Source organism: Streptomyces sp. NPDC048442, assembly GCF_040651475.1.
In the GTDB taxonomy this organism is placed as follows: Bacteria; Actinomycetota; Actinomycetes; order Streptomycetales; family Streptomycetaceae; genus Streptomyces.
Window position 1 is genome coordinate 156,745 of sequence record NZ_JBEZKB010000018.1, and the last position, 14,296, is coordinate 171,040.

Annotated in this window: 12 protein-coding genes and 1 tRNA gene; 4 read left to right on the top strand and 9 right to left on the bottom strand. The window is 71.5% G+C overall.

Annotation, left to right across the window (positions count from 1 at the left end):
• The first annotated feature begins 565 nt into the window (after window positions 1-565).
• The 4 genes from AB0D18_RS25715 (at window position 566) to AB0D18_RS25730 (ending at window position 4,626) form a co-directional block, all read left to right on the top strand.
• A complete protein-coding gene (locus AB0D18_RS25715) occupies window positions 566-916 on the top strand; it encodes a metallopeptidase family protein (protein WP_362422953.1) in 351 nt (116 codons plus the stop codon).
• Window positions 917-1,103: 187 nt separating this feature from the next.
• Window positions 1,104-1,697, top strand: coding sequence for a hypothetical protein (locus tag AB0D18_RS25720; RefSeq protein WP_362422956.1), 594 nt, complete (start codon window positions 1,104-1,106; stop codon window positions 1,695-1,697).
• Window positions 1,698-1,921: 224 nt separating this feature from the next.
• A complete protein-coding gene (locus AB0D18_RS25725; RefSeq protein WP_362422959.1) occupies window positions 1,922-4,393 on the top strand; it encodes a DEAD/DEAH box helicase in 2,472 nt (823 codons plus the stop codon).
• Between the two features lie 160 nt (window positions 4,394-4,553).
• A tRNA-Lys gene (locus tag AB0D18_RS25730) sits at window positions 4,554-4,626 on the top strand.
• A gap of 114 nt (window positions 4,627-4,740) precedes the next feature.
• Here AB0D18_RS25730 and AB0D18_RS25735 read toward each other — a convergent pair.
• The 9 genes from AB0D18_RS25735 to AB0D18_RS25775 all read right to left on the bottom strand — a co-directional run bounded on the left by AB0D18_RS25735 (window position 4,741) and on the right by AB0D18_RS25775 (window position 14,260).
• Complete coding sequence (locus tag AB0D18_RS25735; RefSeq protein WP_362422962.1) at window positions 4,741-5,412, bottom strand: hypothetical protein; 672 nt, start codon at window positions 5,410-5,412, stop codon at window positions 4,741-4,743.
• A gap of 494 nt (window positions 5,413-5,906) precedes the next feature.
• The gene (locus AB0D18_RS25740; RefSeq protein ID WP_362422965.1) at window positions 5,907-6,815 is read right to left on the bottom strand and encodes a hypothetical protein; all 909 of its coding nucleotides are present in this window, start codon (window positions 6,813-6,815) and stop codon (window positions 5,907-5,909) included.
• A gap of 135 nt (window positions 6,816-6,950) precedes the next feature.
• On the bottom strand, window positions 6,951-7,514 hold the full coding sequence (locus AB0D18_RS25745; protein ID WP_362422968.1) for a cupin domain-containing protein: 564 nt from the start codon (window positions 7,512-7,514) through the stop codon (window positions 6,951-6,953).
• Complete coding sequence (locus tag AB0D18_RS25750) at window positions 7,511-8,656, bottom strand: type III polyketide synthase (RefSeq protein ID WP_362422970.1); 1,146 nt, start codon at window positions 8,654-8,656, stop codon at window positions 7,511-7,513. Before AB0D18_RS25750 ends, AB0D18_RS25745 begins: the two co-directional genes overlap by 4 nt.
• Before the next feature lie 434 nt (window positions 8,657-9,090).
• Entirely contained in the window at window positions 9,091-10,317 is a 1,227-nt protein-coding gene (locus AB0D18_RS25755) for a cytochrome P450 (RefSeq protein ID WP_362422973.1), read from the bottom strand.
• Window positions 10,314-10,727, bottom strand: a complete 414-nt coding sequence (locus AB0D18_RS25760) for a hypothetical protein (RefSeq protein ID WP_362422975.1) — start codon at window positions 10,725-10,727, stop codon at window positions 10,314-10,316. The genes AB0D18_RS25755 and AB0D18_RS25760 overlap by 4 nt, the downstream gene beginning before the upstream one ends.
• A 47-nt stretch (window positions 10,728-10,774) precedes the next feature.
• Window positions 10,775-11,992, bottom strand: a complete 1,218-nt coding sequence (locus AB0D18_RS25765; RefSeq protein WP_362422978.1) for a cytochrome P450 — start codon at window positions 11,990-11,992, stop codon at window positions 10,775-10,777.
• Window positions 11,993-12,467: 475 nt separating this feature from the next.
• Complete coding sequence (locus AB0D18_RS25770; protein ID WP_362422983.1) at window positions 12,468-13,223, bottom strand: TIGR03943 family protein; 756 nt, start codon at window positions 13,221-13,223, stop codon at window positions 12,468-12,470.
• Window positions 13,220-14,260 carry a permease gene (locus tag AB0D18_RS25775; RefSeq protein WP_362422986.1) on the bottom strand — a complete coding sequence of 347 codons (1,041 nt, stop codon included), beginning with the start codon at window positions 14,258-14,260 and terminating at the stop codon, window positions 13,220-13,222. The genes AB0D18_RS25770 and AB0D18_RS25775 overlap by 4 nt, the downstream gene beginning before the upstream one ends.
• Between the last annotated feature and the right edge of the window lie 36 nt (window positions 14,261-14,296).

Here is a 14,296-nt window from a genome sequence, read left to right on the forward strand (position 1 = left end):
CGGCGCTCCTGTGCGGCGCTCCCGTGCGGCGCTCGCTGCAGCGACCTCCCTGCAGCGACCTCCCTGCAGTGCCCCTGCAGTGCCCCCGCGGTGGCCCCGCGGTGGGTCCTGAGGTCTCCCGCAGCGGCCCGCTGTGGGCGGCTGCCCCGCCGTGCCCCTCCCTCGCTGCCGCCGCTGTGGGCGTCCCGGCCGCCACCGCTGTGGGCAAGCGTTCCACCCGCTGTGGGCAATCGTTCCGCTGGGGCGGAACGGGTGGGCACAGCGGAACCCCTCGCTCCGGGTAGGAGCACCGCCGCCCTCCCTGGCCCCTGTTCGGCGTGCTGGTGCGGGCGGGAGCGGGCGTGGGCGGGGGCGAGGGGTGGGGCTCCGCGTGGGGGCCGCCCCCTTGCCCACCCGTACCGCCCCCGGGGGGCGGCCCCGCTGCCCAAGGAGGCTAGGGGGCAGGGGCATGGGCATGGGCATGGGCATGGGAAGGGGCAGGGGGCAGGGGGCGGGCGCCCCGGTGCCCGAGAGGGCTGGGGGTGGCTTCAGTGCTCAAGGGGCCGGGGGTCGGCAGAATGGGGGTGTGCTGGAGATGACGCGTGAGGAGTTCGAGGAACTGGTCGCTGAGGCGCTGGACCGGATACCGCCTGAGCTGACCCGGTTGATGGACAACGTCGCGGTGTTCGTGGAGGACGAGCCCGAGAAGGACGATCCGGATCTGCTGGGGTTGTACGAGGGAACGCCGCTCACCGATCGCGGGGAGTGGTACGCGGGCGTGCTCCCGGACCGCATCACCATCTACCGGGGTCCCACCCTCCGGATGTGCGAGGACCGGGAGGACGTGGTCGCCGAGACCGAAATCACCGTGGTCCACGAAATCGCCCACCACTTCGGGATCGACGACGAGCGGCTGCACGCGCTGGGTTACGGGTGAGGGGCAGGCGCGGCACCCGGCCGGGGCCCGGCGGCGGCTCCTCGTGGTGGCGGTCGGGTGCCTGCGCGTGTCCCCGGCGGGGCAATGGGAGTTGGGAGGGCAGACCCCTAACTCGCCCTACGGCTCCGGGAGTGTCGCAGACCCGTGCGCCGGCACCCTCTTGGCCGTCATTGCCGGAGGTGCGCCCGTGCGCCAACTGCCCACCCCTGTCCGACTCGCCGCCGCGGCGCTCGCGGTGGCGGTTTCCGCAGGCTGCATGAGTGTGAGCGACGACGAGGGCAAACCCCTCCCGGCGCGCCCCGCCGCCAAGCAGGGGCAGGCCGGCCCCGACGGTGGTGCGGCGGTGGGCGGCGAGGGCCGGGGACGTACCGGCTCGAAGCCCGTTTCCCGCAGTGAGGGCGCTGCGGACGCCGATCCGGGCGACGGCTCCTCGGCCAGCCCGAATGCCTCGCCCGGCCCCGAGGCCACCCCCTCGAAGGGTGCCCCCGGCCCGACGACGGGCGCCACGCCGCCCCCGGGGGCCGGAGGCGCCCCCGGGAAGGGCACGCCGTCCCCGGGGGCGCCGACGCCCTCCGCGACCCGGCCGACCCAGCAGCCGACGCCCCCGCCCGAGCCGACCAAGCCGCCCGAGCCGACGCCGACCCCCACCGGGCCGACGGCGCAGCCGACGCCGTCCGCGTCACCCGCCGCGGAGAACCGTGCGGTCGGGACCCGGACTCCCCTGGAATACCGCAGGGGACAGCCGGGACCGGCGGTAAATCCGCAGGTGGAAGCGGTGTAGCGCCGTCGATTTGCCAGGTGAGGGGGAGGGTGCGTAAGGTTATAGATCGTTTGATCCCATTGCCCGGCGCCGAAACAGAAGAGCGCCGTGTGGCGCGTACTCTCCCTTGCCGTGACTGACCGCATCGAGGCGGTTTCACTTGCGATTCACGGAGTTTGGGCGCGTGCCGAGACTCCGAGAGGTTTCGCATCCGCATGTCTATTTCCAGTTCTGACCGCACCGCCATGCCCACTGAGGGCGCCGAGCAGCAGCTCGACGCAGCCCTGGTCGAGGCTGTCGAGACGGTCACCGTCGACGTTGAGAGCGTCGACACCACCGAGGTCGTAGAGGCCGCCACCGAGATCGTCGAGTCGGCGATCGCCGACTCGGCCGAGGCCGTCACCGAGGTCGAGGTCATCACCGAGGCCAAGGTCGAGATCGTCTCCGAGCCGGTTGCCGCCGAGATCGTCTCCGAGCCGGTTGCCGCCGAGGCCGACGCCGCCGACGAGATCGCCTCCGACGAGATCGCCGCCGACGTCGACGGCGAGCCCGTCCACACCGGTCCCACCTTCAGCGACCTGGGCCTGCCCGAGGGCATCGTCCGCAAGCTCGCCCAGAACGGCGTGACCGCGCCCTTCCCGATCCAGGCCGCGACCATCCCGGACGCCCTGGCCGGCAAGGACATCCTCGGCCGTGGCCGTACCGGCTCCGGCAAGACCCTCTCCTTCGGTCTGCCGACCCTGGCCTCGCTGGCCGGCGGCACCACCGAGAAGAAGAAGCCCCGCGCGATCATCCTCACGCCGACGCGTGAGCTCGCGATGCAGGTCGCGGACGCCCTCCAGCCGTACGGCGACGTGCTCGGCCTGAAGATGAAGGTCGTCTGCGGCGGTACGTCCATGGGCAACCAGATCTACGCACTGGAGCGCGGTGTCGACGTCCTCGTCGCCACCCCGGGCCGTCTGCGCGACCTGCTGAACCGTGGCGCCGCGTCCCTGGAGAACGTCCAGATCGCCGTCCTCGACGAGGCCGACCAGATGTCGGACCTGGGCTTCCTGCCCGAGGTCACCGAGCTGCTCGACCAGATCCCCGGCGGCGGCCAGCGGATGCTCTTCTCCGCCACGATGGAGAACGAGATCTCCACCCTGGTCAAGCGCTACCTGACGAACCCCGTCACGCACGAGGTCGACAGCGCGCAGGGCAACGTCTCGACCATGACCCACCACGTCCTCGTCGTGAAGCCGAAGGACAAGGCGCCGGTCACGGCCGCGATCGCCGCCCGCAAGGGCCGCACGATCATCTTCGTCCGTACGCAGCTGGGCGCCGACCGTATCGCCGAGCAGCTCCAGGACTCGGGCGTCAAGGCCGACGCCCTGCACGGCGGCATGACGCAGGGCGCCCGTACCCGCGTCCTCGAAGACTTCAAGAAGGGCTACGTCAACGCCCTGGTCGCCACCGACGTCGCCGCCCGCGGCATCCACGTCGACGGCATCGACCTGGTGCTGAACGTGGACCCGGCCGGCGACCACAAGGACTACCTGCACCGCTCCGGCCGTACGGCTCGCGCGGGCAAGTCCGGCGTCGTCGTCTCCCTGTCGCTGCCGCACCAGCGCCGCCAGATCTTCCGGCTGATGGAGGACGCGGGCGTCGACGCCTCGCGCCACATCGTCGGCGGCTCGGGCGCGTTCGACCCGGAGGTCGCCGAGATCACCGGCGCCCGTTCGCTGACCGAGGTCCAGGCCGACTCCGCGACCAACTCGGCCAAGCAGGCCGAGCGCGAGGCCAAGGACATGGCCAAGGAGCTGGAGCGCATCCAGCGCCGCGCGACCGAGCTGCGCGAGGAGGCCGACCGTCTGGTCGCCCGTGCCGCCCGTGAGCGTGGCGAGGACCCGGAGACGGCTCTCGCCGAGGCCGCTGCCGCCGCCGAGGCGGAGGCTGCGGAAGAGGCCCAGGCCGCTGCTGCCGCTGCCGCGAAGGCCGCGGAGGAGCAGCGCCAGCGCCGCGACGACCGCGGCAACTTCGAGCGCCGTGACGACCGTGGCGGCTACCGCGGCAACAACGACCGTGGCGGCGACCGCGGTGGTTACCGTGGCGGCAACGACCGCAACGACCGCAACGACCGCGGCGGTGACCGTGGCGGTGACCGTGGCGGCTTCCGTGGCGGCGACCGCAACGACCGTCCCGCGTCCGGCGGCTTCCGTCGCGACAACGACCGTCCGGCGTCGGGCGGCTTCCGTCGCGACGACCGTGGCGACCGTCCCACCGGTGGTGGCTTCCGTGGCAACGACCGTCGTGACGACCGCGGTGGCGACCGTGGCGGCTTCCGCCGCGACGACCGTCCGTCCGGTGGTTTCCGTGGCGGCGAGCGCAGCGGCAGTGACCGTCCGGCGGCCACCGGCTACCGCGGCAACGACCGCAACGACCGTCCCGCGTCCGGCGGCTTCCGCCGCGACAACGACCGTCCCGCGTCGGGCGGCTTCCGCCGCGACGACCGCAGCGACCGTCCGGCGACCGGTGGCGGCTTCCGCGCCGGCGGCAGCGACCGTCCGTTCAACCGCGACCGTCGTGACGAGCGTCCCTCGGGCGGCTTCCGTGGCGGCGACCGTCCGTCCACCGGCGGCGGCTTCCGCGGCGGCGACCACCGCGGCAGCTCCACCGGCACCGGCACCGGCTCCTTCGGCCGCCGCGACGACAAGCCGCGCTGGAAGCGCAACGGCTGAGTCAGCCTGAACTAGTCCGAGGAAAGGGCCCGCTCTTCACGAGCGGGCCCTTTCCTTTCCTGCAGGTTCCTTCAGCTTCCTGCAGGTTCCTCCAGGGTTTCGGGCGATACCCGATCGGACGCCGGTGACCGGGCAGCTATGCTCTTGGGAGTCCTGCCGGGGGCCATTAGCTCAATTGGCAGAGCAGCGGACTTTTAATCCGTTGGTTGTCGGTTCGAGTCCGACATGGCCTACAGGACGTACGGCCCCTGAACTGCGGTTTTCTCCGCAGGGCGGGGGCCGTTTCCCGTTTCAAGATCATCTGCTGCCCCCCGCCGCTCCCTCGTGGCCTGCGGAGCAGACCGCCGTTACGGTTGCGCGGCTGTCTTGATGATGAAAGGTCCGGTGGGGAGGGCTACACACGCGTCGACTTCCGTTGTCGCGCCCGACGCCCGGCCCGTCTCGCAATGCCGGCTGCCGTTCTCGCGCAGGTCGAGGTGGAAGCGGGTGGTCTTGCCGTCCTGCTTGAGGCCGTGGATGTGCTCGTCGATGTAGCCGAGGCTGTTCAGGGTTGTGCGGACCGTGGCGGGGGTGGGCTCCGCGACCTTTTGCAGAGCCTCGATGATGCGCTGTTCGTGGTGGACGCTCGTGCACCACTCGTGGCTGTCCAACTCTGCCTCAGGCCCGGTAGGGCGAGGAGGGTGGACCTCGCCGGGCGGGGGCGTCTCCCCAGGGGGCAGAGTCTGCGGCGCCCCCGGAGGGGCGAACTCTCCGGGCGGCGTCGGCGCGACCCCGTCGGCCACAGGGCACATCTTCGCGAACCCGTCCAGCATCGCCGCGAACGCCTTCTGCTCGGGGGACGGCTGTACGGGACTCGCCTTGGCGACGACACCCTTGGCCGGCTCCTTCGCTGCGGCACCGGCACTCGGCTCGCTCCCGCAGCCGGTGAGCGCCAGGACGGCGAGAGCGGCGAGAGCGGCAGCCGCGATGGTGCGTCGGCGAGGGGTAAATGTGCTGATGGAGACGGGGGTTGGGGTCATGCGTTGAGTCTCGGGCCAGCGGTTCGCGCCCGCCTGAGTACGCGTACCTAACCACATGGGTACGCGAGTTCCGCCCGACATGGGATCGGACGGGGCGCGGTGCTGCGCGTAGGCGTTGGCGTGGTCGCCCTGGTGGTGCTCGGGGAGGGTGCACGGGATGCGGTTGATGCCGATGGCGGGTCCGCGCTCCCACTCAGGACACGTCCTCGGCCAAAGCCCGGACGGCGCTGCCACCGCCCTGCTCCTCGACGTCCTGATCTTCACCGTCCTTGCCGCCGCCCTCCGGCACAACGCCCGCCGACATGATCAACAGGGCTCTCCCAGGTCTGGCCGAGCGTATTCAGACGGAGCCGGGCTACAGCCAGGCTTCGTGCGGGCTCGGCAAGTTGCCGCTGGCCCCGTAGCCCCGTAGCCCCGTAGCCCCGTAGCCCCGTAGCCCCGTCACAGCGTGGCCCCGTGGCCGCGTGCGGTGGGCCGGTCGTGGAGTTGTGTGGTCAGCTCCAGCTTGGTGAGGGCCCGTTCTGCGGCTGGTAGGGGACCGGTTTGCCGGTGTGTGCGTCGAGCAGGACGCGGTCGCCCAGAGCGCGGTTCAGTTTCACGGCTACTTCCTGCCCCTTGGCCTGCTTGGTGCAGAGCGTCTCGTGCTTCCGTTGCTTGACGGAGGCCGACAGCACCACGCTGCCGCGAGTTTCCAGCACCTTCACCACAGGGCCGTCGTCGCAGACGCCATGAAGGGCGATCACGGTCACCGACCGTCCGTCTGCGGAAATCCGGACCAGCCGGTCGAGCGCATCACCGGGGCCGCTGTGGGCCTCTGCGATCGGCGGCTGAGGGAGTTTCGACGGGACGACAGTCGCCCGCTTCAGGGGAGTGTCATAGCCGTCCAGGGTGAACAGCCAGGCGGGGACCACTGCTGGACCACGGTGGGTGGCAATGGTCATGGAACCCGGCTTCGCTCCGGTCACCGTGAGGTGTGGTCTTACCCCGGCGCGGTCGTAGGACAGGGCCTTGAATGACTCGTCCACCCCTTGCGACGGCCGTGTGAGTTCTCCCTTTCCGGCCCACACCACTCGGCCGTCCTTGGGCCAGGTGGTGGGCAGTGTTCCTCGCAGGACGAAGTGGTGGTCTTGGTAAGCCTGCTTGTCGGCCTGGCTGCGTAAGCCTCCTCGTGGCAGCTGGACCACGTCACCCATGGGGTGGTAGCCGGCACGCCACGTGGTGGCCGCAGTGGAGCCGTCCCAGGCCGCGGCGACCTGCTGGGCGCGATGCGCCGAGTTCTCCGCGTCGCCGCCGGCACCCGCGTCGCCTTTCTGGCTGCCGCATCCGGAAGTTGCACCCAAGCCGGCGACAAGCAAACACAACACAGCGAGTCGGCCAGTGGCACGCGATGACCTGATGTGCATGTGAACTCCAGGATGTGCGGCGAAGTGGTGGTGACCTCGCCCTTCTGACGCGGCCGATCCTGGACTGGTTTCGCCCACCGTGGCGCCTGGTGACGGCGCGGGGCACACCCGGGGCCGGGCGCCGAGGCCCGGGGCTTATCGGGGGCCAGGTGGGTCGTAGCGCAGTGGGGTGATCTGTTCGATGTCGTAGCGGGTGCGGAGGGTGTCGATGGCCGTGTCGCGTTCCGCGGGGTCCGCGCCGGAGGTGAGGATGTCGAGCAGTTCTTCGAAGTAGCGCTCGTGGGCGGGGGGCGGGGAGGACTGGAAGAGCATCTTCGCGGTCGTCCCGCTCGTGTTGGCGAAGGCGTGCGGGCAGCCCTGGGGTACCTGGATGAGGGTGCCGGGGGTGGCCCGCATCTTTCGTTGTCCTGCGTGCGACTCCCAGGAGCGCCAGCTGTCGGGGGTGCGTACCCGCGGTTCGAAGGCGAGCACTTCCAGCTCGCCCTCCAGTACGTAGAAGAGCTCTTCGCTGTGCGCGTGGGCGTGCGCGCCCACGTCGAAACCGGGCGGCACCAGCACCTCGAACGTCGAGGCGGCGGCGGAGTGTTCCCCGGTCACCTTGTACGTGACGTGCTGGGCCTTCGCGGCGAGGACGCGGCCCGCGCCGGGCGGCACCACGAGCCCCTCGGTGCGTCCCGTCCGCAGGCCGGGGCCGGTCATACGAGGGCCGCCTGTCCGTCGAGGTCCTCGTTCCGTCCGTCGGACTTGTCCGTCAGGGTCCGTTCGAGGTGGCTCAGGGTGCGGGCGGTCGCCTCGGCCGTGGTCCAGGTGCCGAGGGCGATCTCGGCGGTGATGCCGGGGCCGAAGCCCGCGATCATGCCGTGGGCGCCGGTGCCGGGGCCGCCGTCGACGAACAGGCGGCGCAGGGCGTCCAGTACGACGGCGCTGGCGATGTTGCCGTACTCGGTGAGTGTGGCGCGGCTGAAGCGGAACGACGACGGCGGGACGTTCAGGTGGGTGCACAGATCGTCGAGGATGCGCGGGCCGCCCGCGTGAATGATGTAGAAGTCCATGGCAGAGGCGGACTGGCCGTGCTGATCGGCCAATGAGGTGAGTACCGGGGCGAGTTGCTCCATCGTGCCGGGCACCCGTTTGTCGAGCATGAAGTGGAAGCCGGTCTCGCGGACGTCGTAGGCGATCCAGTCCTCCGTGTCGGGCACCAGGTGGCTGCCGTTGTGGCGCAGTGCGACGCCGGTGCCGCCGCTGCCGCGCACCACGGCCGCGGCGACGGCGTCACCGAACAGGCCGTTGGAGAGCAGGTTGCCGACGCCCAGGTCGGTGGGCTGGTAGCAGAGGGAGGAGAACTCGCAGGCCACCACGAGGGCGTTGCGGTCGGGGTAGGCGGTGCAGAAGTCGTGGGCGCGGTTGATGGCGGCGCCGCCTGCCGCGCAGCCCAGCTGGGCGATCGGGATCTGCCGGGTCTCGGGCCGGAAGCCCATGGAGTTGATCAGCCAGGCGGTCGGCGAGGGCATGGTGAAGCCGGTGCAGGACACGAAGACGATGAGGTCGATGTCGCGCGCCGTGAGGGCCGCGTGCCCGAGGGCCTCTTCCACCACGGCGGGGACCCGGGCCCTGGCCTGGGTGACGTACATGTCGTTGCGGGCGCGGAAACCCGGGTGCTGGAGGGTCTCCTCGATGGGGCGGACCAGATGGCGTTTGCTCACGCCGGTGTTGCTGATCAGGCGCAGCGCGAGCGGCAGCTGTGGATGGTCGTGGTGCAGTTTTCGTGCCAGCGCGAGGGTGTCCTCCTGGGTGATGACGAACTCCGGCACGGCGACAGCGGGGCGGCACAGCGTGGGCATGGAACACCTCGGGCGTTGGGGGCGTACGCACGGCTGACGCCGTATCCGGGGACGGGCGGGACGTCCGCCCCCGGGACAATTACTGACATTTACACATCAAACACATAAAGATCAGCACGCCCACCGCCCGCGTGCAACGGCGGCCGTGGCAGTGGAGTGCACCGGCCGCCCAGTGGCATGACCGAGGGTCTGATCACCGGAGCGCAGCGGCCGTTCGGGCCGGCGCCCGCCTGCCCGGCCTCCGGGGTACGGACCTACGACGCCGAGGACCTCCCGGCGCTCGACTTCGGCCCCCTCCCTGCGCGCTTCGTTGACCCACGCCCCCGTACCGCGCGTCAGGCTGCCGCACGGCGAGGGCCTCTGCCGGCTCGTCACCCGCTACGAGGACGGACCGGGCCGTCAGCTTCGTCGATCCGCCCGGGACGCGCCCGGGGTCACCACGCCACCGGCAGTGCCTCCGGTCCGCGGTTGATCGAACCCCGCCGCCAGCGCAGCTCCTCCTCCGGCACCGCCAGGCGCAGGTGGGGGAAACGGTCGAGGAGGGCGCTCAGTAGGACCTGCGCCTCCATGCGGGTGAGTATGGCGCCGACGCAGTAGTGGGCGCCGTGGCCGAAGGACAGGTGGGGGGCCTCGGCACGGCCGATGTCGAGGCGATCGGGGTCCTTGAAGACCGACGGGTCCCGGTTGGCCGCCACGTAGGAGACGTACACCGCCTCGCCCGCGCGGATCGTCACCCCGCCGACGGTGATGTCCTCCGTGGCGATGCGCGGCAGCCCCACGCCGTTGCGGTGGGGAATGTAGCGCAGCAACTCCTCGACGGCGCCCGGGAGCAGCGCGGGGTCGGCGCGCAGGCGGGCCAGCTGGTCGGGATGGGTCAGCAGCGCGTACACCATGTTGGAGACTTGGTTGCGGACCGCGTCCATGCCGTTGAGGACGATCATCACCGCCAGGGAGACCAGTTCCGGCAGGCTGATGCCGCCCTCGGTGTGGGCCGCGACCAGGGCGCTGAACAGGTCGTCGCCGGGGTGTTCACGGCGGTGGGCGACCATGGCGCGGAAGTATCCGGCGATCTCCTTCTTGATCGCGTCACCGCGCTGCTGGGAGCGGTTGCTGGAGAGGATGATCGCGCGCCAGACCTGGAGCTGGTCGAGGTCGCACGGGGGGACGCCGAGCAGCTCGCCGATCAACTGGGCGGGCAGCGGCCCGGTGAGGTGCTCGGTCAGGTCGGCCGGCGGCCCCTGGGCGGCCATGCGGTCCAGCATCCGCCCGACGAGCTCCTCGGTCCGCTCCTGCAGGGCAGCGACCCGCTTCCGTCCGAAGGTCAGGGCGGTCAGCCGGCGCAGCCGGGTGTGGTCGGGCGGGTCGGCGCGGCCGACGCCACCGGGCGGAGCCACCATGTGCGGGGTCATGCTGGTGACCGGTCGGTCGACGGTCAGGGCCCGGCTCGTGCGCGGGTCGGATGCGATGGCCTTGACGTCCTCGTACCGGGTCGCCAGCCAGGCCTCTCCCTCGCCGAAGCGCAGCCGGATCCGGGAGAGGGAGCCTTCGCGCACCAGCCGGTGTATGAGCGGGTCGAACTCCAGGCCGCGCAGATCGTCCACGGGCCAGTCGTGGGCGACCGGCGCGGGTGGTTCCTGGGGTGCGGGCGGGGAAGAGGTCATGGCTGCTCTCCCGCGCGCGAAGTGCCCGGCGCCGTTCGGTCGCCGCGCGGGTCGGGGACTGAGGGCGGGTCGACCTTGAGAGGGGTGAGCTGTTCGACGTCGTAGCGGCGGCGCAGCGCGTCGGCCGCCTTCCGGTCCACTTCCGGACCGGAGTCGAGGATCTCGAGGAGTTCCTCGAAACAGCGCTCGTGCAAGGGCGGCGGGGCGGACCGGAGGAACATCCGGGCGGTTTCGCGCGTGGGGTTGGCGAAGGCGTGCGGGCGGCCGGGAGGGACGACGACCTCGCAGCTGGAGGCGGAGCGGGAGTGCCGGCCGGTGACCCTGAAGGTGACCTGCTGTGCCGGGGAGACGAGGGTTCTTCCTCGCCCGGGGAGGACGATCAGCCCTTCCGGAGCGGTGACGGGGGACATGGTCAGGGCCTTTCCTGAGGTGCGCGGGTGAGGTGCGCGGGCAGCGGTCACCAGGTGACGGGCAGCGTCTCGGGGCCCCGGATGAGGGCGCTGCGCTGCCATGTCACCTGCTCCTCGGGAACGGCCAGACGCAGCCGCGGGAACCGGGTGATCAGGCTGGAGAGGATGATCTCCGACTCCATGCGGGCCAGATTCGATCCCAGGCAGAAGTGCGGGCCGTGCCCGAAGGACAGATGCGGGTTGGGGCCGCGGTCGAAGTCGAGCTCGTCGGGGTGGTCGAAGACGGCCGGGTCGCGGTTGGCCGAGAGGTAGGAGGCGTGCACCGCCTCACCGGCCCGGATCGTGACGCCGCCGACCTCCACGTCCTCGGTCGCGATGCGGGCGATGCCCACGGCGTTGCGGTGGGGGACGAAGCGCAGCAGCTCCTCGACGGCCTGCGGGAGCAGGGTGGGTTCGGCGCGCAGCCGTGCCAGGTGGTGGGGGTGGGTGAGCAGGGCGTAGACCATGTTGCCGCTGTTGTTGCGGACGGCGTGGGCCCCGCTGGCCTGGACGAGCACGGCGATGCCCACAGCCTCGTCCAGGCTGACGACGCCGGCCGTGACCGATTCCGCCAGCTCCCCGGCGAGGCTGTCCCCGGGCAGCTCGCCATGGCGCGTCAGCAGGTCGGTGAAGTAGGCCGCCATCTCCGTCTTCGCCCGCTCGCTGACCTCGCGCCCGTAGGCGGCCGACAGCAGGACGGTCGTCCACTGGGCCATGCGCGGCCGGTCGGTCTCCGGGACGCCCATCAGGTCACTGATCACAGCCAGGGGCAGGGGGTCGTGCAGGTGCGTCATCAGATCGGCGGGCGGCCCCTGTTCCTCCATCGCGTCCAGCAGCCGGTCGGCGGTCCGCTGGGCCCGGGGCCGCAGCCGGTCGAGGACGCGGGGGGTGAAGGAGCGCGCCGCCGCCTTGCGGAGCCTGGTGTGCTCGGGCGGGTCGGCGAAGCCCACGGCGTCGTCGAGGGGGATGACGTGCGGTGCGAGCCGCGTGACGGAACGGCCGACCACGCGCTGCCGGCTGAACCGGGGGTCGGAGGTGACGAACTTGACGTCCTCGTACCGCGTCACCAGCCAGGCGTGGCCCTCGCCGTGCGGCAGCCGCACCCGGGAGATGGTCCGCTCGCCGACCCGCTCGGCCATGAAGGGGTCGAACGCGAGACCCGGCAAGTCCGCCGCCGCCCAGAAACGGACCGGATGCGGCTCCGCTGCCGATTCCGTCGCTGTCATGTCAGATGACTCCTTGGCGTCATGGCCCGAAGGGGAGGGGCCTTTTGTGGCAATTTTGCTGGTCATTTCCGCACATGACAGGGGAGAGGGGGAATATCACTCGTACGGGGGGCCGACCCTTGCGCGGTACAGCGACCCCTGTGACGAATGAGGTCCACGAGCGAGGTGATCCCGGAATTCCCCTACGGCCGGGCGGCAATTCGCATGTCGATCAGGAGCCTGCGTGACATCGCGAAGCGACCGTGGAGGAACTGCTGCGCTGGATCCCGCACAAGCACGGCGTCGGTCAGCCCCGCATCGCCACCGAGGACGTGCCCCCGCACGTGGCCTTCGGGCACGGACCGCACTGTGGAGGTGCCCTGGCAGACCGACGTGCTCATCCGCGGCCCCAGGGCGCTGCCGGTGCGCTGGTGAGGGCGCGCCGGGGCGGGGAGCGGTGCGGACGCGCCGGGGAGCGGTGCGGGTGTGACGGGGCTCAGCGCCCGGGGGCCTTGTCGAGGTAGGGGTTCGCGGGCTCGGGGAGGGGTGTCACGGAGGTGACGTTCACCGCGAGCTCCGCCGAGGTCGTTCCGAGGGTGCCGCCCGGGGGCCAGGTGCCGGTCACCCTCACCCAGCTGTCGGCGGGCGGCGCCTTCGCGCCGTGCACCGCGACGCTCAGGGTCTGCGAGTCCGCCGCGCAGCAGGAGACCAGCAGACGGGCCAGCCGCCAGGTGCCGTTCCTGCCGGGGAGGACGAGCCCCTGGAGGACGACGGTGCGGCCCTTGAGGCTGCCGCTCTCCTCCTGCTGCAGGCGGGCGACGTACTCGGTCATCGAGAGCGGCACCGGGCCGGTGGCCGGCAACGGGTCGAACCGGTCGTACTCGACGACGAGCTGGGGCCTGTCGCGGGCGGCGGTGTACGAGCCCAGCGCGGGCGGCGCGAACAGGAGCAGCGCCAGCGCGGGCGGCAGCAGCAGCCAGGCGACCCGGGGCCCTTGGGAGTGGTCGTGCCCGTGCCCGTGGTCGGGTTCAGGGCCGGGACCGTCCGGCCCGGTATGACGTTTCGTCAGAGCCGGTACTGCGTCGCGCAGTACGCCCAGTACACCCAGTGCCGTCAGTACGAGGCCCGCCACCACGACGTACGGCTGCAGCCCTTCCTTCACGTAGCGCAGGCAGATGTCGCTGAAGAGCGAGATCCGGAGTACTCCCGCCCCGAGGATCAGCAGGAGCACGTTCTGCAGGGTGCGTCTCACAGCAGCCACCAACCCGTCAGCGCGGCGCAGGCCACGGCCACCACCGCGGTCGCCCCCGAGAACCGCCACGCGAACGCGCGGCCGAAGGTGCCGGCCTGGAGGGCGATCAGCTTCAGGTCGACCATGGGGCCCACCACCATGAACGCCAGCCTGGCCGTCGGGGAGAACCCCGTCAGTGAGGCCGCCAGGAACGCGTCCGCCTCCGAGCAGACGGCGAGCACGACGGCCAGCGCAGCGAGGAAGAGCACCGACAGCCAGGGCGATTCCGCGAAGGTGTCGATCACCGAGCGTGGCACCGTGACGTTGAAGGTGGCGGCGGCCATCGCCCCGAGGACGAGGAAGCCGCCCGCGAGCAGGAAGTCGTGCTGGAAGCCGAGCCGGAAATCTTCCCAGCGGTTGTTCCCCGGCTCGTGGCCAAAGTGGCGTACGGGCATCCGCAGCCACTCCGCCCGGCCGAACCTCAGCCACAGCCAGCCCATCACGGCGGACGTCGCCAGGGAGGCGACCAGCCGGGCGGCCACCATTTCCGGTGCGGCGGGGAAGGCGACGGCCGTCGAGACCAGCACCACCGGGTTGATCGCCGGGGCCGAGAGGAGGAAGGCGAACGCCGCTGCCGGGGTCACCCCGCGCCGGATCAGGCTCCCTGCGACCGGTACGGAAGCACATTCGCAGCCCGGCAGGACGACCCCGGCGACGCTCGCCACCGGGACCGCGAGCGCCGGATTGCGCGGCAGCATCCTGCCGAATACGTGCGCCGGTACGAAGGCGTTGACCGCCCCGGACACCAGCGTGCCCAGCAGCAGGAACGGCAGGGCCTGGACGAGGACGGCCACGGTGATCGTCTGCCAGGCCCGGAACCCGGGGCTGCTCAGCAACTCGTCCAGCCCCGCCGCCCAGCCGATCCCGCACACGGTCAGCACCGAGACGACACCCGCCACCCGCACGGACGCCGGGGAGGTGCGGTCCGCGGCAGTGCGGTCGAAGGCCGGCTGCTCGGGCCGGCGACGAGGCGCTGCCGGTATGCCGGGCTCGTTCACATTGGTTCCGGGGGCGGGCCCGGGTCCGGGGCGTCA

What these genes read in the sequence shown, in the direction of transcription:
- AB0D18_RS25725 (WP_362422959.1), top strand. Translation starts at nt 1,922, where the DNA reads ATGCCCACTGAGGGCGCCGAGCAGCAGCTCGACGCAGCCCTGGTCGAG.
- AB0D18_RS25735 (WP_362422962.1), bottom strand. Translation starts at nt 5,412, where the DNA reads ATGACCCCAACCCCCGTCTCCATCAGCACATTTACCCCTCGCCGACGC.
- AB0D18_RS25740 (WP_362422965.1), bottom strand. Translation starts at nt 6,815, where the DNA reads ATGCACATCAGGTCATCGCGTGCCACTGGCCGACTCGCTGTGTTGTGT.
- AB0D18_RS25745 (WP_362422968.1), bottom strand. Translation starts at nt 7,514, where the DNA reads ATGACCGGCCCCGGCCTGCGGACGGGACGCACCGAGGGGCTCGTGGTG.
- AB0D18_RS25750 (WP_362422970.1), bottom strand. Translation starts at nt 8,656, where the DNA reads ATGCCCACGCTGTGCCGCCCCGCTGTCGCCGTGCCGGAGTTCGTCATC.
- AB0D18_RS25755 (WP_362422973.1), bottom strand. Translation starts at nt 10,317, where the DNA reads ATGACCTCTTCCCCGCCCGCACCCCAGGAACCACCCGCGCCGGTCGCC.
- AB0D18_RS25760 (WP_362422975.1), bottom strand. Translation starts at nt 10,727, where the DNA reads ATGTCCCCCGTCACCGCTCCGGAAGGGCTGATCGTCCTCCCCGGGCGA.
- AB0D18_RS25765 (WP_362422978.1), bottom strand. Translation starts at nt 11,992, where the DNA reads ATGACAGCGACGGAATCGGCAGCGGAGCCGCATCCGGTCCGTTTCTGG.